The organism is Collinsella sp. zg1085 (genome assembly GCF_018889955.1).
Taxonomy (GTDB): domain Bacteria; phylum Actinomycetota; class Coriobacteriia; order Coriobacteriales; family Coriobacteriaceae; genus Collinsella.
In genome coordinates, this window is record NZ_CP076545.1 from 1,681,165 (window position 1) to 1,702,887 (window position 21,723).

At 47.1% G+C, this 21,723-nt stretch carries 9 protein-coding genes; 7 read left to right on the forward strand and 2 right to left on the reverse strand.

The genetic code is table 11. From position 1 onward, the window contains the following. Window positions 1-571: 571 nt before the first annotated feature. On the forward strand, window positions 572-697 hold the full coding sequence (locus tag KPC83_RS07265; protein WP_256441472.1) for a hypothetical protein: 126 nt from the start codon (window positions 572-574) through the stop codon (window positions 695-697). 300 nt (window positions 698-997) lie between these two features. Here KPC83_RS07265 and KPC83_RS07050 read toward each other — a convergent pair whose 3' ends face one another. Both KPC83_RS07050 and KPC83_RS07055 read right to left on the reverse strand, forming a co-directional pair. Further along, on the reverse strand, window positions 998-6,148 hold the full coding sequence (locus KPC83_RS07050; protein ID WP_216278544.1) for a discoidin domain-containing protein: 5,151 nt from the start codon (window positions 6,146-6,148) through the stop codon (window positions 998-1,000). A 337-nt stretch (window positions 6,149-6,485) separates the two neighbouring features. Next, window positions 6,486-11,888 (reverse strand): discoidin domain-containing protein, encoded by a 5,403-nt coding sequence (locus KPC83_RS07055; RefSeq protein ID WP_216278545.1) that lies wholly within the window; start codon window positions 11,886-11,888, stop codon window positions 6,486-6,488. 510 nt (window positions 11,889-12,398) lie between these two features. Between KPC83_RS07055 and KPC83_RS07060 the strand changes: the two genes are divergently transcribed. The 6 genes from KPC83_RS07060 to KPC83_RS07085 all read left to right on the forward strand — a co-directional run bounded on the left by KPC83_RS07060 (window position 12,399) and on the right by KPC83_RS07085 (window position 21,723). Then, window positions 12,399-13,595 (forward strand): ATP-binding protein, encoded by a 1,197-nt coding sequence (locus KPC83_RS07060; RefSeq protein WP_216278546.1) that lies wholly within the window; start codon window positions 12,399-12,401, stop codon window positions 13,593-13,595. 209 nt (window positions 13,596-13,804) lie between these two features. Further along, complete coding sequence (locus KPC83_RS07065; RefSeq protein WP_216278547.1) at window positions 13,805-14,989, forward strand: amidase domain-containing protein; 1,185 nt, start codon at window positions 13,805-13,807, stop codon at window positions 14,987-14,989. Then, window positions 14,970-15,473: a hypothetical protein gene (locus KPC83_RS07070; RefSeq protein ID WP_216278548.1), complete on the forward strand. Its 504-nt coding sequence runs from the start codon at window positions 14,970-14,972 to the stop codon at window positions 15,471-15,473. The genes KPC83_RS07065 and KPC83_RS07070 overlap by 20 nt, the downstream gene beginning before the upstream one ends. Then, window positions 15,455-16,171 (forward strand): hypothetical protein, encoded by a 717-nt coding sequence (locus KPC83_RS07075; protein ID WP_216278549.1) that lies wholly within the window; start codon window positions 15,455-15,457, stop codon window positions 16,169-16,171. The genes KPC83_RS07070 and KPC83_RS07075 overlap by 19 nt, the downstream gene beginning before the upstream one ends. Window positions 16,172-16,636: 465 nt before the next feature. After that, the gene (locus KPC83_RS07080; protein ID WP_216278550.1) at window positions 16,637-20,956 is read left to right on the forward strand and encodes a SpaA isopeptide-forming pilin-related protein; all 4,320 of its coding nucleotides are present in this window, start codon (window positions 16,637-16,639) and stop codon (window positions 20,954-20,956) included. Beyond that, complete coding sequence (locus tag KPC83_RS07085) at window positions 20,953-21,723, forward strand: class B sortase (protein ID WP_216278551.1); 771 nt, start codon at window positions 20,953-20,955, stop codon at window positions 21,721-21,723. Before KPC83_RS07080 ends, KPC83_RS07085 begins: the two co-directional genes overlap by 4 nt.

The window sequence follows — 21,723 nt, forward strand, 5'->3', positions numbered from 1 at the left end:
GAAAGCCTTCTGTAACCTTTTCCGCCGTATAGGTCACCCACCACCTGATGCGGTACTTTCCACGTCCTGCAGCCTCAATACAGCCATATGTACTACGTTGAGCCATTTTTACCCCCTATGCGGAAATAGAGCTACTTAGATATGGTTTGCATCAGATATGAGAAGCATCAATTAGGTTTTCAGAGGGCGCTCTAAAGATTATTCCTATATCTACTAATACTTATCATCGACTATAACGCTCATTGGCTGAGTATCGAGGAATGGGTCTTTATAGCCGTTGATGATAGCGTAGTAGCTTTCTCTCTGAATTATTCCTGATGTGTTTTCATCGGCGCCTAAGTCACGAGACCATAAACCATAGCCCCCGCCTTAGTGCGGGGGCTTTTCGTTTAGGCATAGAAAGTCACGCGCCTAATTCGTTACATTCGTTGTACAACGAAATACCAGTAACTACAGACTAAGCACTGTAAGATAGTTTAGATGTTACAATCCTTTTGGTATCAACGCAGCAACCTTTAAGTAGGTAACCACGTGCTGGGCAGTGCTTCCCTTAAGAAGGGAGGTGATGCTCATGGAGTTATTGATTGAATTGCTCAAGCTAGCTACAGCGTTAGTTGGACTAGCAGCAGCTTTAATTAGACTTCATACCAAAGTGCGGGGTCAGTCCCGTTGTGAGGTAAAGAAAAACCGCCGTTAGCGCGGCGGCTATCTCAAAAAAAACGGCACTGCCCAGCCTCCCACAACGTGGGCTGCCGTTGGTGCCATTATACCCAAATGAGAATAGACGTAAAGACTCTGATATTGAAGAATCATCTTCATATAGGTTTTGCCCTGTCTGCTCTGCTTGTTCATACCAGTTATCCATTGATTTTTGTAGGCAAAGCTAACTGTTTGACGCGCTCACATCGCAATCAAAGCCAACAAAAAGGGCTGCGACACAGGTCACAGCCCTTTTACTGTTGCAGTTAATACATCACGCGATTAGCGCATCAAAAACCTAGTGCCACCTACGTTTTGCACCGCCACCAATAAGCACCGCACCTGTTCCTACTGCACCAATAAGTGTTGCCAGTCCAACAACATCACCTGTGGTTGGAAGCCCCTTCTTATGGCTCTTATGCTTTTTCTTGTTTGGCTTCTCAGGGGTTTTATCCGCACCGCCGTTTGCCTCTGGTTTATTACCCTGTGGGTTTGGCTGAGGCTCGTGACCTGCTGGATTGGTTCCAATAGCAGGGTTATCAGTGTTTGGTTCTCCTCCCTGATGAGAGCCGTTATCTGTGTTGGCGCCGGGATTAGAAGTGTTGCCCGAAGCATTCTCACCAGTATTGGAGTTGTTCTCTGAGCCGGTGTTATTGTTGTCACCCGGATTACTGCCGGTATTATTGTTGTCTCCCGAACCACTGCCGGAGTTGGTATTTTCCACTGGCTTAAACACCGCAAAAAGCGTTAATGGTCCGGTTACCGGGGTGTTAAAGTCGTATGGCTCAGGGTCAGCTGCAGCGCTTCTAAAGAACGCCAGGACCGCGCGAACTGCGTTCGCTTCAGGTGCTTGCTCAACAGCCCAGTACTTAAACACATGATTTTCTTTTGTTGGGTTAGTAGCAGGTGCCGAAACCGTACCACCATCTTCAACCTCAACGGGGTCACCATATGCTACGCCATCAACCTTAAAGACTACGCGATGCATAACAGGTTGAGGTATCTCTGGCCTCTCAGCCACCAAGTAAAGCAAAGACTCTCTCAGAGCATCGGTGGCACCAGTTAAAGCCTCAAAAGTAATTGCATCATTTGCACTTGCTTCCCTTGCAGCGGTTAAAGCAGTTTGCAGCTTCTCCCAGCTCGCATCCTTATAGTTATCAGCAGAGAGAGTGCCTACTTGTGTAATCAAGGCGTTCAGCTCGGTTTTATTGATACTCTCATCTACCGCATGAACCTTAAGCTCTGCAGCGGTGGCAAAGCTACTGCTTGGCTGAGCCTTCAAGATATTGAGCCTGACGTGCGTAACACCCGGAACCTTCTCAAAGGTCATCGTGGTAGTCTGGCTTGGATCGGCAACGGTTCCCTCGGCAACCTTCTTAAAGCTCGACCCTCCATCAGTACTTACCTCAAGCGTGTATTGCTGCATACGTCCATTAGAGCTGCCCTGACGAGGCACATAGGTAAAGCCATGTACCGGCTGAGCCGATGGCAATGCCAAAGTAAGCCAGAAGGGGGCATGGTCAGCTGGTGCACTGTACTTTGAATGCCAGAATGTAGACTCATTTCCGTCAACTGCATAACGCGCGGGAGCCGTCTCTGACGATGTTTCTTCACTCGAAGCAGTAACGGTCATGCCTTGAACCTCAGGACCCATTACAGAACGCTTCTTTAGCTCTCTCATCGCATCTTTAACATTGGTTGCATACTGGTTTACAAAGTCCTGCATATTTTGCGGCAAATCACGAGAAACGCCTGCACGAGCTGCTGTTAAAGCTGCCACCGACTCCTCTGAAAATACCGACAAATCAGCTGGGATTGCTGCAAGCAGTGCATCGACTTCGCTGTAGTCTGCCTTCTTAAAGCTCAGCTTTGCAACTCGTTCATTTAAGCGCTCAACCATAGCGTTCATATCTTCAGCGCTTGGGTTGGTTGTGTGCATAAGTGCACGTGCATCATCAAGCACTGTTTTCAATTCAGCGTCTTTGGTTAGCTTGGCAATAGATGCAGCCTTAACAATAGTTTTATCAAGTGGTGTGGTTGTGGCATAGTCGGCATTGGTGGCTACACGAACATCATCAACATAGCCAACAAAACCATGCTCAGCAGAACCAATGCGTGCCAGTGGGAACATATTGGTAGCTTTCAGCTGACCGCGTCCAGCCTTACCAATGGTACTAACTTCTTGACCATTTACATAAAGGGTCGTGGTTTCCTTTTGGTTCTTAAATTCAAGTTCAACCCATTCGCCTACCGGCAGCGTGTAATTGAAGGAGTAATCGCGTCCCTCGCGCGATATGCCAACGCAACCAGTCTCTTTTTGCACTGCCATAATGGCACCGTAGGGACTCTCAAACAAAACCTGCTCAACGGTTGAATCGCTCATGCGCTTCACTTTAACGCGCAGACTATTACCCAGACCAACGGTGGTCAGGCCGGTATTAACCGAGCTACCCGCCTGAGTAAGGTCAAGCGCCTGCTTGCCGTCAACCTCTTTGATGGCAGCGTCGCCTGATGGCTCCAGCGCACTTGTCTTACCTGTAGCGTCATTAAGGCTATCCATGTTAAATTGCGCAATCATGCCAGCTTCATTAGCAGGAGTGCGATAACCAAAATTGGTTCCGGGAGCCTCGCCAAGTGCTGCAACAGCGGTTGTAATGTTATTTACAGACTTTGCACCCTTACCCCATACAGCTGCTCCAAAATGACCAGCTGAGCGATGGATACGGTCCCAAATATCGTATTCTGACATGCCGTTTTCTTTCTTGCCGGTCATGTCATTCCACACTGCAAAGGTTCCGCCAAGCATCTGCTCGTCGCCCGCAGGAATGGTGACACCGCCAAGAGAGTTAATAGCCTCGTTGTATACCGTATTGTTGTTGAGGTAGTCATAGTAATAACCAGCGTTAGGCACCACATAATAACGGCCGTCGTTAGTGTTGATTAAGCCAAAGCCAAGGTTATACATCTCTTTCATGTTGGCCCAGCCATTATTCCAGAGATTCATCTCGCGGCGCTTGCCCCGTGCATCAAAGCCGCTTACCTGAACATTTTGCCTACCGCGAATATGAGATAATGAACCCCAGACACGCGCAGTATGACCAGTTGCCTCAATTCTGGTAAAGAGGTCGTTTACAAAGCGACGATATGCATCACCATCGGCTTCAAACTCGTCAGCGCCAATATGCAGCGTGGTATCCGTATCAAACACCGGATTATCGCCGGTCATGTATTCATTCCACACTGAGAGCGCAAAGGCAAGCGACTCGTTATATTTTGTTGCTAGGTTAAGGTGGTCGTTACCACGGCGTGTGAGATTGGTAGGGGTGCGCAAATCAGGACGAACCTTGGTAAAAGCAAGCGAGTGCGCCGGCATGTCAAACTCAGGAATAATGTTTACGCCAAACGCGCGTGATTCCTTAATGAAATTCCGGAAGTCTTCCTTGCTATACCACATATCTTTGCTGGTAAGGTCTGCCTTATTAAGACCGCCGTTACCGCCCGCCTTTATATCAGACTCCATGCGGAAGCCCGAATAAGCCTCATCAACGGTGTCATTAGTGTATTCCTCAACCTGAATATAGTTGTCGTTGAGGTGAATATGGAAGTCATTGAGCTTATACCAAGCAAGCTCTTTAACCATTTGCTTTAAGAAATCGAGCGAGAAGGATTTACGACCCACATCCAGCATAAAGCCACGAACTTTATACAACGGGTAATCGCGAGCAAATCCCTGAGGAATGCTCTGGTTATCAGAGGTTTTAAGCGCCTGCAAAAGTGTACGAGTTGACCAATATGCACCGGTTGGCTCAGCAGCCTTTACCGTAACGCTCTCCCCGATAGCAAGGTAGTAACCCTCATTTCCAAGACCAGGCATGTCAGCACCAGCGCGTACGAACACAATATCACCGGCCTGCGGGGTATCGCCCTCAGCTACTACTAGCTTTGAGCCAAACATCTCGGCATAGTCTGCCGCAAACTCCTCAGCAGCCATCTTAAATGCCGCGTCAGCATACAAAACGCGTGTAGAAGCTGTAGGCGTAAAGCTTCCGCTGCCACCCTTCCACTCGCGCAACTCAGGCACAATGGTTGGAGCGGCATTGTCTTCGGGAGCTGTCGTATATTTGCCAGGCACCGTAACCGTAAACTCACGGAAAGCATAGTTGGACGGATTTGCCTTTTCAGTTACCTTAAACGAAACCTTAACCGTAGTATCAACAAGCGGCTGATAGATACTCAGGTCTGCACCAATAACCTGCTCATAGTCTGTACCGTTATACCGAACATCAAAAGCTTCTGATTGCGGCATATGAGCCGTAAGTTGCGTATCGCCTTTTGCTGGCTGAGTAACCGAAATCTCATCGGCTAAGCTTTGAACCGATTGAGGGGGCTTGCCACCATAAATTTCAAGCTCACGCAAAGAGATGTTGCCCCAGGCTGTACCGCCATCGGGGTCTGCATAGGTATTATGCTCAATCAAAACACGTACAAAACGTGCGCGATGAACTTCAGAAAGCTCAATGGTGTCGTTTATGCTTGCCGGACGGTCCGCGTTGCTATAAACCGTCTGCCATGCGTCACTAGTAGGGCCAGGTGCTGTTTCTCCTGTGGCAACCTGAATCTTGTAGCCCTTTGCCTTGCGCATTTCCCACAACACACGAAGTGACTTTACCTGCTTGGTTGAACCAAAATCAACATAGAGGTAGTGTGGGCCACCATCTCGGCTTGAAGTTGCGTCCACTCTACTAGCCCAACGCGTGGTATCACTACCGTCAATAGCGTTGCTGGCAGGTAATGAACTAGCCTCACTACTATCGGCAGCGGCAATGGCGCCGCGCGCAATATTCTGAGTGGGGTCTTGGGCTTCGGTTACCTCGCCCAAAACTTCCATCTCATAAAGCGAAACATTACCCCAAGCAACACCGCCGTCAGGGTCGGCACGAGTATTATGCTCAATATACAGGCGAACAAAACGCGCCCGGCTTGGCGTTGTTAATGCAATCTCATCATTTTTGTTAGCGGGATGGTCGTTTGTCTCGTAGACCGTTGTCCAATTGTTGCTATCTGCTGCGGGCGCTGCATCACCGGTGGCAACCTGAATCTTGTAGCCCTTTGCCTTGCGCATCTCCCACGTAAGACGCACTTTTGTGACAGTTTCCTCGCGACCCAGGTCAACATAGAGCCAGTGAGGGCCGCCATCTTGGCTGCTGGTTGCATCGGCAACACTTGCCCAGCGAGAGCTTTTTGCAGTCTTATTGCCGTCAAACGCATTAGCAGGTCCCAAATTTGCAGCCTCCCGACTGCTTGCTTCGGCATGTTTGTTAAATGCCAGATTGACCTCTTCTGCATGAACAAGCTGCGCACTTACGCAAAGACTTGCTACACAAAACATGACACAAAGCAGCATTTTTGTAGCTGCTTGGCGCATTCGTGCGTTTCGTGTTGTATGCATACGACACCCCTTTAATCGTTCCATCGCTCCGATAGCTAGATATTCAATTATCAAACTCTACAGAAAGATGGTATCCAAAAATATCTTGATTCGGTAAACGGTATGTACGGTGCCGTGTATGGTCATTTTTCTAGGTATTCAAATTATCTGGTATGTAATATAAACAACCAATCTTAGTCGCTTGAGAGTATTAGTTCGTCACCTAAGTCTTAGTTGTGTCATTTCCAACATCTAGGCGTGTACTCGCGGCAATACAGCCCTTAGTGCACATCTAACAAAACAGGGTGCAGTCTCACAACTACACCCTGTTCATCAAACCACCTGCTTCATGTACATATTAGTGGCGAGCTACTCCTCGTCTCAGTGCCACAGCAACCGAAAGAATTGCAATAGCACCAGCAAGGCTTGCACCAATCAGCGCGAGCGTAGCATCACCCGTGCCCGGAAGCTGCTTCTTGCTGCCCTTCTTGTCATCTTTATGCTGCTTATTGTTGTTATCCTTCTGATTTTGCTTCTTAGAAGGCTGCTCATCCTGAGATTTACTCGGGTTAGTATGCTCGGCACCAGGTTTGCTCTCCGCTGGCTTGGTTGTAGTAACGCCGCCGGCGTTTTCTGTATGAGCTGCGCCACCAGAACCGTTCTCGGTTCCTGGGTTAGAGCTGATATGTTCGGTGTTACCGGTAGAGCCTATGTTTCCAGTATTACCAGCGGTACCAGCATTACCAGCGTTTCCGATGTTGCCAGTGTTACCAGCGTTGCTGGAATTTCCAGTATCACCTGTGTTGCCGGTATTGCCGGTGTTACCAGCATCAGCCACACCACCAGAATTATTCTCGGTGCCAGCGCTAGAACCCGTGCCTGTGTTATCACCAGCGCTCGGCGCATCGGTGCTACCTGAGCCATTATCTGCGTTACCTGTATGGGGGTCAGGCTGAGCACCCGCACCCTCGCCGGTACCAGTGTTGCCGCCAGGCGCTGTAGGATTATTCTCGTTCTCGTTCGTGCCTTCGCCGGCTCCAGTGCTGCCGCCGGTCGTTGGCGGAGTCTCATTCTCGCCCGCACTCTCACCGGTGCCGGTATTGCCAGCCTCACCAGGCTGCAGCGGCTGGGGCTGCTCATTCTCAGTATAAACAGCCGTCAGTCTGAGATTGCCATGTACTGGTGTTGCAAAGTCATAGCGAACAAACGCATCAGCAACGGGGGTTGTGGTGTCAGCTCTGCGCATGCTCCGCAACGCAGGCGTGCTCTCTACCGCACGTCCCCAATACTGGAAGGTCCATCCGTCTTTAGCTGGAGCATCCACCGGAGTTGCCTGCTCACCATCAGCAATTTCTTGCGTTACAACAACTACGTTATCTGCAATAAACGAAACCGTGTGCTTAACAACAGGCTTTGGCGCGGCAACAAGTGAGGCGTGTGCACGCGTTAGCTGCGCCCTTAAACCAGCTACTTCTGCCTCATGAGCAGGATTAAAGGGATTGAGCGCTTCAATTGCATGCACCACATTGGCAAATGTTTCATACGAATCAGAAGTGTACGCTGACGCTTCAACACCAACGGCAAGCTCGCGAGTAGAAGTCATAAGCTCAGCTACCGACTCCAAAGGATGAGTGGGAGCAACGTTTCGTGTTGCAGCAATCTCAGCACCTGATGCGTGTCCGCCCTTACCGGTTACCTCAAACCGAACCGCGCGGAAGTTTTGCGTGCTGTCAAATGCAAAGCGTGCCTCTCGTCCTTCTAATGTCACATCTGCCGTGTCCTTAATCACGGTCTCGGAGCCGTCTGCAGCAATGCCAACAATCTTAACCGTTTGCCACGTTCCGTTTCCTAAGCCGGAACGAGCGGTATAGACCAGATTATCAAAGCTTGTTTCTTTGCCAAAGTCTAGCTTGAGCCAATGAACTCCGCTGGTTTGGGCGTGTGGGCCAGAATATGCCGAATGCCAATAGGTAGCATCGTTGCCATCAACGGTGTCGGCAGCTGCACCGTCACCACCGGTTCCCGCTGTTGAGGTTTGCTCGCTACTTGCAGTAGCAGTCCAACCATCTGTAGGAAGCGCACGCTCAGCTACGCCAATATTCAGCTCATGTGCCTGATTAGCTGCATCATCATAGTACCGCGCGCTGTTAGAAACATGAACGCCGCCAACATAGCCAGCAAGGCCTTCGCTACCCAGTGTTACAGGCTTACCCGCCAAATTGGCTCGCGTACCATCGCGATACGCCGAGTTAACCAGCTCGCCATCAACGTAGAGCTTGAGCATGCCGTTCATCTCCCGAACAGCTTGCACGGTATGAAGCTTGTTATCTGCAACTACACCGAGGGTTGTAGTTTCTGTCTGGGTTGGTACATGTTCATCGGTACCAAAAGTGCCCGTAGCTAATGCAGTTACGCGCGTCTCGTCATGCTTTGAGCTAACCGACTCGCCCTTAACGGTAAAGACAATATAGCCGTTCTCGTCAATAGCAAGCGACCAGTCATCGCCCTGTTCAAGAATTGTGGCGCTCTTAGAGCTTGTGGCAATTGCGGCACGCACCGAGAAATCACCTGTGCCTACGATACCCTTCTCAGCAATGGCTACCGACTTCTTCTCAGCACGAAGCATCTTTGCTTCGGTTCCTGTTACAGCAAACTCAGAGAACGGAGTGCCTTGTATATCGGCAGCAGATGTCACGGTTGAAATATCTTTGGCTGTTGCAACCTCAAGCGTTGCATCATCACCCGCAACACCCCACGCTGTCTTAATATGAGTTGCACTCAGTTGCTTGCCTACCTTGTTGGCGTCAACCGTCAGCTCAAAGGTACGGTAATCGGCAAGCAAACGAGCCGCAACCGCTTGTCCATCAACAGTGAAGCTTACAGAATCATTCATGCGCGTATTAAAACGAACCCGCACGGCAGTATCGCTTACTTGCTTAACGCTTTGAATCTCAGGCTTTGTGGTGTCTGTCTCGCCGTACTGGAAAATCTTGCTTGAATGCGCCGGTAGAGTTACCGAGATGGTGTCGCCATAGGATACTGCTTGCCCAGCTGCGTCTGTGGTATAGGGGAATACCTGTGTGGCGGCCAAATTGCGCACCGAACGAGGAACACCCATTGCATCGCTTAAGCTAAATTGATAGGTCTGCTCAGTAGCTGTTGGGTTTACAAACGAGACAATACCCTTGTTTGCTGTCCATGCCGAAAAGCCATATACACCATTAACTGCATCAGTGATATTGCCCGCAAACGCGTTATCGGCAGCAAACAACTTGGCATGTTGCAATACATCAAAGTTTTGCTCAGCCCATGCAAGCACGTCCGCCGTAACCATAAATTTTTCTTCATCCATAATAGATGGCGAGAAATACAGCTCCCAGAATGCCGTACCACGCATGGCGTTGTCCATCAAGAACTCGCGGAACACATCTGTTGTTGCCTGAGAGTTATCGGATACACCATAAATTGGGTCGTGGTTGTAGATGTTCTTCAGAGGGAACTGAATTTGATTGCGCTTATAGAGGTTGTAATACACATGGTCACGATAATAAATCTTTTGCTGATGACGCGCTGCTCCAGCGTTGGCCGCCTGACCAGTATCGCCAGAATCCTGAACCCAAATGCTGTTTACCCACTGAAGCATCCACGGCGAAGGATTGATGTAACACGTTGCGTTAATCCACAAATCCTTGCCCTCAGCGGCACGCGCTGAGCGGAAGTTTTCCATTAAGTCAGTCCACGCCTCCCACATATCGGAAGTGAAGTACATGTTGTTATCTCCACCAACCATGTGGTTGTTATTGGGCTCAGTGCTAGGACGCAGTGCAAAGCCGTCCCATTTCCAATAGTCAATATCAAAACGCTTTTGATAATCAATAAAACGCTTTTCAAAATTCTTGATATAGGTACGCGAACCCGTATCAATTGCCTTCCATTGAGCATTAGTTACGTGAGCCGTGCCCTTTGAGGCAAGAAAATCAGCAAATCCGCTAAAGTAGTTGTAGCCACCTTGCGGACCCACCCACATACCAAAGGAGCTCTGCAGTTTATGCGCTAGTGATGTAGAGGTATAAAGCTCATTGGGGAATTTAGCATTAAACTCCCAGAAACCTGTTTTGTTGTGCGTTGTGCCTGCAGAAGAAGACGGGGCCACATTGTTAAGCTCGTTGTAATAGTTATTCCAACCATCATCAACAACATAGGAGTCAAGCGGCTTAACGCCATTTTCTGCAAGACCTTTTTCTGTTCCCAAGAATGACCGAGCAACACTCGCGTCGTCAATATCCATCATATTGTCGTACCACGAGTTGTATTGCATGCGGAACTTAGACGGTGTTGCAATATCGTTGATATAAGAGAAGAAGTCGGTTTGCACGACTGAAGTATCAATGCCTTGCGCAGCACCGACAACGTTTTTCCATGTATAGAAGGTTCTGCCGTCTGCACCTACGTCTTGCTTATCCTCTGCCATTTTTGCAATAGTCTTACCAGAGTAATAGCGCATTTGCATGGCATTACCCTTAATGTCTGAATCGGCTGCAGGGAACTCAGAACCAAAGAACATGCCATTTGCATAGATGGGCTGACCAAGCATAAGCTCATGTTTGCCAATCCACATAGAAGAAACCTCAGATAGGTCAGGGATACTCCAGACTCCTTCGGCATCAGTGGGGAGCTCAAACCGGTCAAGGTCGATAAAGTCAATTGCGCGCGCAGAAGGGTCGCTTGCTGTCACCTCAAGATGCGTGTTCATATAATGAGCGCCGTCTTCCATGGTGGTCACGTGGGCCAGTGTATAGGTGACACCAGCAAACTCAATGGGTCTAAACTCAGCACGAATGCTGTTATCATCCTCATCGATAGTTACACGCTCAAGGTGCAAATCTGATGCTTTAATCTGTGAATTGGGCGGCATTGCCTGTGTACCCTGATCGGCAAAGAGGTTAATCTCAGAACCGGTAAACTCTTGTGTAGAGCCTAGTGCATCTGAAAGTTGTTCAATTTTGACGTAGCGCGTTTGATATACCTGGTCAAACTTTCCATACACTACATCGCCTACATTAAATTTGTCACCAACCTTATGCAGGTTATGGTCTGCGCGCGTAAACTCACCTGACCCCGCAGCACGCCATGCAGAACCATCATCACTTACATAGAGCTTATAGGCACCCATAGTGCCGTTGGTTCCATATTGTTCAAAGTCATAGCCCGGACGCTTGAGGTAGGAGAAAGCACCAACTGATTTAACCGACCCCATATCAATTACAAGCGAGATGGGGTAACCATTTTTTTGCCAGTCATCGATATGTGTGTCTGGATTATCGTCAAAAAGCTTAGCAACCTCAGCTGCAGGGAAGGCTGTGCCACCGCTTGTGGTCAAACTTGCCTGCCAGCCTGTTCTATCAATCTTTTGTGTTGGATTACTTTGCTCTGTGCCACCTTCTAGCCCCGTTTTATCAAAACCAAGCACAAAATCTTGAGAACCGGGCTGCGGCACCAAGGTCTTGTTGATGCGTTTATTAACAATCTCGGTTGTTTTCCAGCTACCATCTGCTTTTGAGTATGTACGCGAGAGATATTCATTGCCAATGGTAACCGTTTGTTCTGTTGCAGCAATCTCTACTGCACCGCCACCGTGGTCGGTGGTTGCAAATGCAGTGTTTGTGCCAAACAGTCCAAGACCTAGAGACAACGCCACTGCAAAAACATGAGCAGAGCGCGAAATGGTATTTCTGAACGCTTTAAAAGACCCATGCGTCATATGTTCCCCCTCAAAACGGACAAAAAGACAAGCTAAATGTAAGGGGGAACTGGTTGTAACCAATCGTCTCTGGTGTGGAATTTGGTGAACGGTTGTCTTTGGTCGGTAAACGGTTCAAGCTGGTTTTGGTTTTAGAAACCGGTTTGTTGAACAACATACCAATTATGGCGGTGTGCGTTGCATGATTTGCGCTTGAATTGGGCACCGGATGTTTGAGTAATGTATTGAGTGGTTCATCTTGTGGTGCTGTACTTTTTATTGATGTACGTCGTACTGCTATGCGTTGCACTGTTGCGCATTGTACTGCTATGCCTACATCCCTGACCTAAACCTAGGCGTATAGCTTATTTGTAGCGAACGGTTTTACCACCTTATCCCACACTCGATACTAAAGATAACAAGCACGGCTCGTGTCTTTTCTCTCCTGAGTAAAATTTCTCAGTGTACTGAGTAAATTTACTCAGTACACTGAGAATAGCAGGTAGATACACTCTAATCTCAAGGAGAGCTATGTTTGAGCGCAAGCAAGTGGCAACCCTCGTTGAACGTATGCAAGAAACAACTAATCCTCTTATACAGGTGGTAGTTGGTCCGAGACAAACAGGAAAAAGCACCATGCTGTCGCAAGCATTGGCAAAGCTTGATGGTATTCATCACGTGGTTAGCGCCGATGACCCTATTGAGCCATCAGCCAACTGGTTGCAGCTTGAATGGCAGCAGGCGCGAAATATGACCAACAACGGACAACAACCTGTTCTGCTTGTTATTGATGAAATTCAGAAAGTTCCTCACTGGCCAAATACCATTAAAGCGCTTTGGGATGCCGACCGCAGAAGCAATGCGCCGCTTAAAGTTTTCTTGAGTGGGTCATCTTCATTGCTGCTGCATAAAGGACTTGAAGATTCCTTAATGGGAAGGTTTGAGCTTATTCGTTCGCCGCATTGGTCGCTTCAAGAAACGCGTGAGGCGTTTGGTTATACGCTTGACGATTATCTATATTTTGGCGGCTATCCTGGTGCCGCTCGTTTTTCGCATGATGTCCAGCGTTGGGCTGCCTATATGCGTGATGCGGTTATTGAGCCAAGCATTTCTCAGGATGTTCTTGCAATGGAGGATATACGAAAACCTGCCTTGATGCGCGCGTTGTTTCGGCTGGCAGCAGCTTATTCTGGTCAGGAGCTCTCCTTCAATAAAATGCTTGGACAGTTGCAAGATGCGGGCAACACGGTAACGGTAGCGCACTATCTTGAGCTGCTACAAAAAGCAGGCATGATTGCCGCACTTCCAAAATATGCGTTACAAGAACTTGGCCGACGTCGAAGCAGCCCCCGCCTGATGGTCTTTGACACATCGTTGATGACAGCGCTATCAGAAAAGAGCAGAGAACGCTTGCTTGGCGAGCCTGATTTGCGTGGGCATATTGTTGAATCTGCTGTTGGTGCTTTTTTGCTTGCACAAAGCAGCGCCGAGGGCTTTGATGTTGGCTGGTGGCGTGAGGCGCATGACGAGGTTGACTTTGTTTTGCAAAAAGGAAGCGCTATTACGGCGATTGAGGTAAAAAGCGGTAAAGAGTCTAGCCAAAGCGGCATGGCGGCTTTTTTACAAAAAAACCCCCAAGCAAAACGCATTATTGTAGGCGGTAGCTCATCGGGCGCATGTAGCATTGAGGAATTTTTGCTTGGCAATATAGAACTGTTTTATAGCTAGGTTAATTATAGTGTTAGTTCAATATACAACATTATTTTCCACCTATATATCCCTCCCCAAGCCTATTGTTCTTCACCCTTGATATATGCTTCATTTTTCATTCTACAGTTTTATGTAGAAATCGTGAAGTGACGTCTAATTATAATCCGAAACTCATTGGCTTAAAGAAGCTTAGTAAAGTAGTTTCAAGTTATTTTAAGGGGTGCAAAATGAAGTGCATTCGTTGTTGTATATCAGCCATTGCTCTAGCCTTAATAATTCCTCTGCCATGCTACGCTCTGGAAATTGTATCGGCAGACACGCTTCCAGCAGAAGAACGGGTTGATGGCTATATAGAAGGGCTACCTGAAGATATAAGCTCTTATTCAATAAAAAAATGCATAAACACACCGAAAGCATTGCTTCCCTTATGTACGACATTTACCCATCCTGAACAAGTTATAAAAGAGCTCCAAGATAATAAAGCTGCTCAGACAATTGCAGGCATTTATAAGCTTGATGAACTCTCTTTACATAACTGGGAAAGCTATTTTGAAAAATACTATGAACTTCTTGATAGCCCTCAAAAACCAGATTGGTTTCAAGAGACTAATGAAAACGTTCGTCAGTTTCGCCTTGCTTGTTACATCTTCGATAATGAAAACCAAAATGAAGAAATTAGTTCATTCGCTTCAACTATAGATGAAGACCATTTTATGAACTCAGACACTCTGGAAATATTAAAAGTCCTCCTACCCTCACAGACATACAATAAGCTTGAAACAGCCTATGAACTATCCAATTTAAGCGATTTCACATTCTATTCTGCGCGTTTCTTTGACATTGATAAAGCAAATGAATACGCCTTTAAGTATGCAGAACAACCCAACAGAAACTACGCCTATTTTGGCAATGGAAGAGGAGGCGATTGCACAAATTTTGCGTCTCAGATACTTGAAGCCGGAGGTGAGCCTCAACATTTTGCTGGGGTAGATATTGACCTGATAAAAAGACAAATACTGGGTGAAACTGATGAAAACGATAACGGTAAAGACCTGTTGATGGGTTGGTGGCATGTCTCCCTTATAGGTATTCATAAACATTCCCGCAGTTGGACGCTCGCTGATAGATTTATGAAGCATTTCGGTGTTTGGAAACCATATGGAACAAATCACACAAAGTTCTCTTTTGAAGTACGGAGTGGTGATTTTATTGGACTCGATGAGAATAGAGATGGCGTTTGGGAACATGTTGGCTACGTGATAGTTCCTGGAAATGGAATCATCATGCCAGGTGGATATCGAGATTACTACGTTGCCCAACATAGTAGAGATTATCGTGCAAGTGTATCCAGTGAAATCAATACATGGGAGACCTACGATGGAAAAGCATGGTATGGAATCGTTAGACGCTAGACAAATTAATACGGACGCTCCAGCACTTTGCCTCATAGCGAGCCTTCTGTTTATTTTAACTATCTTTATCCGCAGTTTTTTTGAGTTTTACAACGAGGCTTTTATACACTACCGTGCCACCTTCTCACCCACATATCCAACGGGCATAGAGCTCCTTATTTTGCTTGGCTATCCTGCTGCATTCTTATTTGTAACCTGGAAAGTAACACTCCCGGTACGAAGACTTTTGATACAGCTTATTACGATAGGTGCTATGTTTTTTTATGATACCAGTGACCTTATATTTAATTGGAGGCCAGCAGAATTTAGTGCATTTATTTCTTTTGCCATAAACCAACTCGACAGTTATACAAAACCAGCGTTTTGGTGGGTCTGTGGTATAGAGTTTGTGATTGTTGCGCTATGTATTGCTATGTTTTTTAAGGCATGGCGTAAGCAAGGTATCGATAAACCTATTGCTGATGTATGGGAGCCGCAGCGATGAAGGGTTCGTGTTGGATTCTCGCAACTCTTGCCTTTGCATCACTGATACCTCTACCAGCTCATGCACTTGAGATTATCTCAGCAGAAACGCTTCCTGTAGAAGATAGGATTGATGGTTGTATAGAAGGAATGCCTGAGTCAATTGGCTCTTTTTCAGTTAAAGAGTGTATTAATACATCCAAAGGGCAATTTGCTCTGTATCCAACGCTTGATCACCCTGAGAAAGTTTTTGAAGCATTAAAAGAAAACCGATGCGTCAAAACACTTAAAGAACTTTATGACTTTGAAACAATCTCGAGCCATAACTGGAGAAACTACCAAAATAATATGTATGGGCTCCTAAATGGACCACATAAACAAAGTTGGCTAAACACTGAATCTGAAGAAAGTTTCAGGCAGCTCCGAAGCGCCCTCAGTGTTTATGAAAGTAATCTGCGAAACGCTGAAACAAAAGAACATGTATTACGACTTACCGAATATGCCATCAGCGATGCAGCGATAAATAAAGACTTACAAATGTATCTCCCTCAACCTTCTATTGAAAAGCTGGTAGCAACATATGGACTCGGAGCAGAGGGCGCTGTCAGTAAACCCGTTACCTTTATGGTTCTTCCTTTTTTCATTCTGCTTTCTCCATGGTTTTGCATAAGGTTGTATCGTCGGGCAAAGCGTGCGCGCAACTATCAGCACTTTTCATAGCGCTAACAGTACGTTAAACAGTCAGGCTGCTTGCTAGCCCCTTTTTCCACGCGCGCACTAAAACTCACAAGCGTTACCTGTCTCATCTGTCTACCACGCCAACTTACTTGTTTTAGTTTGAAAGGTGAGGGCAAGCTGCTCAATCCAAAACCTTTTCAACGGCTGGGAAAGAAATTAGATAAACAAAACTTGATTTCAAGCTGTGTGCGAATGTGTTTGTCTTTCTGATATGTATACAAAAGACCCCCTAATGCAACTACGATGATTTAGTTGAAATGATGTAGGCAAGCTATGAATGTGAGCCTCTGCTAACTCTCAATCACGCATGGACTGAGCTGCCTGAAAGTATATAGTCGAGAGTTTTGAATGAGTTTCAACATAGATTTGAAGCAGATTTTGCGAGATTTATAGAAGACATCACAACGTATGCTCCCCCACCTACGCCATGCGCCGAAGGGAGCTTTGATGAATCGATTTGCATGCCACCTACGATGTCTTGCCCTGCTGTGCTGCCTGATGCTTATAGCCAGCTATCTGCTGTGGACTCCACGACCTGCACGCGCAGCAAGCAACGCTGTGGTTACTTCTTCAGAACCTGCACCGGGCTATGAACATCGTAATTTCTTTCGTGTTGATGTGCCCACTACCGGACACATTGCCTACTGTGCACAAGGATTTCTCAAGGCTCCTGAGACGGGGCAGCGCTTGGAGCAGTATGGTTCGCCAAATATTCCTGAGCTTGATTATGTCTTATTCCATGGCTATGACGGAGAGGTTGTTCGCTCGTTAGAAAGTCTTGATGCCGCGCAATCTGAAAGTGCAACGGCGCTTGCCGTTTGGCTTGCTATAGCAGACAAGCTACCTAATGTTTTAACCTTTACTGGAAATACAACCAGCTATCACGGCAATAAAATGTATCTTGAACGATGGCAGCTTGAACAACATGAGGGCATTAAGCAGGCAGCGTGGAAGTTATATCAAGCGGCACAAGCATATGCACAGGCAGGTGGTGGTGGCGCAGAGCAAGGCTGTGCAACGCTGTGGACTAATTCAGCAACAGGAAGCACGGGCACCCATGAGTTTCAAGCGCTTGTAACCGTTCAGAAGCAGGTAAGCATCCAATTTCAAAAACACAGCGCACAACCTGCACTTACCAGCGAAAACAGTTCATACTCGCTCGCAAATGCTCACTATGATATTTTTCGCGCCTCCGACCGTACTCTTGTCGGGAGCATTACAACTGATGAGCAAGGACATGCAACACTAAACCTTGCACCTCATCAAGACTATATTGCAAGAGAAACACAGGCGCCTCTTGGATACACCTTAGATGCTCAAGAAGTAGCGTTTCATGTGAGTGATGGTTCTGAGCCTGTCAAGCTGGCTGAAACTCCTGGATATTTTGAAGTTCACTGCACCAAATTTGATGCAGCAACAAACGGTGCCGCTCAGGCAGGAGCCAGCCTTGAAGGTGCAATGTATGAGGCTCGTTCTCTTTCTAAGCCGGGTTGGTCTCAACAACAAACAACTGATAGTTCCGGTTCGTGTCTTTTCACAGGCATACCGCTGGGTACTGTAGAAATTCGAGAGATTTCAGCACCTGTTGGGTATACACCTGACAACACAGTTCATACCTATACGGTCAACTCAGATGAGCTTAAAGGCAAGCCAAGTATCACTCTTACACCCAAGCATGACTTTCCTGAAACACCCATCGCGGTTGATATAGAACTTGCTAAGTATTTAGGTACAGAGACTAATTCTGCGTCAGGTCTTGCACATCCTGCGGCTGGTGTGACATTTGAGCTTATCTCTGGCACTACCGGAAAAGTTGTTGGAAAGCTCACCACGGGAGCTGATGGTTTTGCAACAAGTGCTGGACTTTGGTTTGGTGCAGGAGAGCGCCCGCAAACAGCAGGTGGTGCACTGCCTTATGACCGCAATGGCTATACCATCCGAGAGGTCCCAGAAACAGTTCCTGCTGGTTATAAAGCAGCAGATGCTTGGGCACTATCTGCTGAACAGCTCATACAAGGTGCAACGCTTCGCTATATTGTTAACAACACAACTGTTCAATCGCGTATTCAAATTGTCAAGCGTGATGCCGAGTCGCAAGTAACAGTTCCACTTGCAGGTTTTGGTTTTCGCATTCTTGATACAGATAAAAAGCCTATTCAGCAACATACTTGGTATCCAACGCCACAAAACCTCACAGAGTTTTATACTGATGACACAGGGATGGTAATGCTTCCTGAATGCCTCAAGCCAGGTCACTATTTTGTTGAAGAAATTGCAGCTCAAGCACCCTATATCACCACACATGACCTTGTCCCATTTGACGTGACTACTTCTACTCAGCAAGAACCTACCGTCGTGGTGAGCGTTTATAATAAACGCGCGACCGGATTGGTTCGCATACATAAAAAGACTGCTGATAATCAAACACCACTTGCAGGAGCAAAATTTGCTATATATGCAGCAGAAGATATTGTGGCACCTGATGGACATCTTGAGGCGGCTAAAGAGCAGCTTATAGCTGAGTGTTCAAGTGATGAGCATGGCATTGCAGAAGCTGCAGGCTTGCCGCTTGGTAGTGGTGAAGCACACTATACTCTCATTGAGCATACCTCGCCTCAAGGCTATGTTGCTCCCAATGAAGCAATACCTTTTACACTGAGCTGGCAAAATGATAAAACCGAGCTTGTACTTACAGAGCTAGAACTTAAAAATAGCCCCAATCAGTTGCGTATCAAAAAAACACTTCAAGATAGTTCGACACCACTTGCTAACACTCATTTTGAACTCTGGCGTGCTGAGGATGAGATTCAAGAAATACCGCAAGCGGGATTGGGGGCTATAGCGCTTCGCGTTAATAACGAAGGTGCCAAGGATGTCCAACTACGCAAGAACCTTGATGCTGAAAAGGCTGATATACAGCTCGAACTCCCCGAAGGGTATCAGTTGCAAGTTTTTGATGCCTATGATGTAGGCTCGTTGCTCACCCATCAAGACCATATAGCTCCCGGAACATATCACGGTGTTTTACTCCACCATGCTCAAACTATCGAGCTTGAGCAGCTTCAAACTCTCCAGTTTGAAGCAGGCAAGCGATACCTTGTTGTAGTACATGAGGGTCTTTTGGAGCTTGAAGCACGATGCACCACCATCGAACCCGAAGCGCATGCTCTACGTTGTGATGATGAGCGGATGCTTTGGCATGCAAATGACCTTACGCCTGGTAGCTATACCTTGTCTATTAATGGAACCGACTGCGGAAACTGCGATATACTCCCATCTCTTACCACGTATGCCACCAGTGACGCACAACATATCACCCTTGTTTCAAAGCTTTTGCATCAAAACGCTTCACTTTTGCATATGGTTACCGATGAACATGGTATTGCGAGTATTGAGCGGCTCAAACCTGGTACCTACCACTTAGAAGAAGTTGAGGCTCCACCGGGGTATCTTATCTCAGGTGAGCGGCTTACCCTGCATGTCGATGAGCGCGGGTATATAGAAGGGGAAGCACAGCATCAGGTTCATGTTGCAAATGACATGACTAAGGTTGAACTTTCTAAACGTGATGCGCAAACAGAGACTCTCATTGAAGATGCAAAACTAGAGCTTTTTGATGAAGCGGGTACCTGTATTGACCGCTGGACAAGCGAATTACATGCTCATCATATTGATGCGCTTGCTCCTGGCAAATACACCCTCGTTGAAACAAAAGCACCTCAATCGCATGAGGTAGCTCAACCGCTTTTATTTGAGGTGAAACCCATACCAGAGCTCCAGCACTTCGCTTTATATGATGATGAGATTTCAGTTAACGGTAAGGTAGATAAGATGCAAGAACTCATTAACTCAGATGGTTCTTACGCAGGCAAGCGCTATCAGTACTGCCTTGATTTTTTGCAAAACAGCAGCACGTGGGTTGATGAATGTACACTTGAAGATGCTCTTGAACTCGCCTCTGAAGGTCTCGCTAAGCTTGTTGAGTTAAAAACACCTGTCATAGACGGTGACTATGACGGACTTTGCAACGTTTGGTATCGCACTAACCGTGAGCACACCAACGACGAATCAGAGTCTGCTAATGCAACACTGAGCGATGGACATGCCAACCCTTGGATTACTGATGGTATGCAAAACGACAAAGCAGGCAAAGATGGTCGCGTATTGAACTATGAAGGTTGGCAGCTGTGGGCGCAGAAAGTCTCCACAACATCATCAAGAGTTTTATCAGTTGCTGAACTTCCCCTTGCAAAAAACGAGGTCATTGTTGGTATTCGCATAGAATATGGACGAGTTGAAGCAGGTTGTGGTTCACGAATAGATGCTTGGAATCGTGCAAATCTTTATGCCATAAACGACCATATGGCAGCACAAGATTTAACGACTAATACCCAAGCTCATCATGCGCCCGCCGTCTTAACGATGGAGCTTACACAGGCTTATCATGGTGGCTCTCAGCTAGAAAATCATGCGCACCTGCATCTCTTTCGCAATGGTGGCGGTGAAAAGCTCGAACACCACAGCGCTGATACTGTGCAACAACAACCACCATCAACTCTGCGTCCGTTAGCACAAACAGGCATGCTGTCGATTATGCCAGCAATCATGACCGGTGGCTTGAGTGTTATAGGAGTGTTAGGGGGCGCATATTGGTATAGATACATTCGAGTTCACCAAGGGAGGCTACGAAGCACGCCATACAAACGAGGAAACCGTCTGCAAATCAGCAAATATGTTCCTCGAAGGCGCTTCTTACATCGCTTATGAAATTTTCACCTACTCGTCGGCAGGTGCTTGCTACCGGCATAGTACTAGCTGGTGGCACACTCGCTGCAGGAGCAGCAGGAATTATTGCAGCGCTTAATTCTTCAACTCCAGCGCCGGTGCCTGCACCCAAGATAAACATGCCTCAAAAAATAAAGGATTCATCTCGTCCAAAAGATCCGTCGCAAAGAAATTGGAATGAGTTATTGGCTCGCAATTCAGAAACGATAGCATGGCTTGAAATTGGTGGCACCAATATCTCAACAGCCATTGTTCATCCCGCCAACGACACTCCCAACGATTTCTATCTCGACCATGACCTTGATAGGAATCATTCGATTGAGGGAACCCCTTACCTTGACATGCGCGCCAACCCTGACGAACGTCACCTCTTGCTTTTTGGTCATCGCATTTTAGCTAATCCAAGTGTGCAATTTGGTCCGCTTACTAATATTTTTGAGCCAGAAGTCTTCCAAACAATTGGTGAGGCAACTTGGGATACCCCGAGCGGAATTACACACTTCAAACCCTTTGCAGGTATGCGTGTTCACGAAACGTATGAGACTATTCAAAACTTTGAACTTACTGACCAAGCAATGCTATCTGCTTGGCTCAAAGAGCTACAGCACGATGCACAAGCAGTATCGGCAGAAGCAGATTCTTTGCTTAAGACAGCACAAACGGTCATTTCAATTTGTACATGCACCGGACTTGATATTGGAGGAGAGTACCGGGCTTTGGCAATCTTTGTGGCACCTGAGCTAGTTTAA

Bases quoted from the DNA above. Each gene is read 5' to 3' on its own strand.
- KPC83_RS07050 (WP_216278544.1), bottom strand. From the start codon at position 6,148: ATGCATACAACACGAAACGCACGAATGCGCCAAGCAGCTACAAAAATG.
- KPC83_RS07265 (WP_256441472.1), top strand. From the start codon at position 572: ATGGAGTTATTGATTGAATTGCTCAAGCTAGCTACAGCGTTAGTTGGA.
- KPC83_RS07070 (WP_216278548.1), top strand. From the start codon at position 14,970: ATGGAATCGTTAGACGCTAGACAAATTAATACGGACGCTCCAGCACTT.
- KPC83_RS07085 (WP_216278551.1), top strand. From the start codon at position 20,953: ATGAAATTTTCACCTACTCGTCGGCAGGTGCTTGCTACCGGCATAGTA.
- KPC83_RS07055 (WP_216278545.1), bottom strand. From the start codon at position 11,888: ATGACGCATGGGTCTTTTAAAGCGTTCAGAAATACCATTTCGCGCTCT.
- KPC83_RS07080 (WP_216278550.1), top strand. From the start codon at position 16,637: ATGAATCGATTTGCATGCCACCTACGATGTCTTGCCCTGCTGTGCTGC.
- KPC83_RS07065 (WP_216278547.1), top strand. From the start codon at position 13,805: ATGAAGTGCATTCGTTGTTGTATATCAGCCATTGCTCTAGCCTTAATA.
- KPC83_RS07060 (WP_216278546.1), top strand. From the start codon at position 12,399: ATGTTTGAGCGCAAGCAAGTGGCAACCCTCGTTGAACGTATGCAAGAA.
- KPC83_RS07075 (WP_216278549.1), top strand. From the start codon at position 15,455: ATGGGAGCCGCAGCGATGAAGGGTTCGTGTTGGATTCTCGCAACTCTT.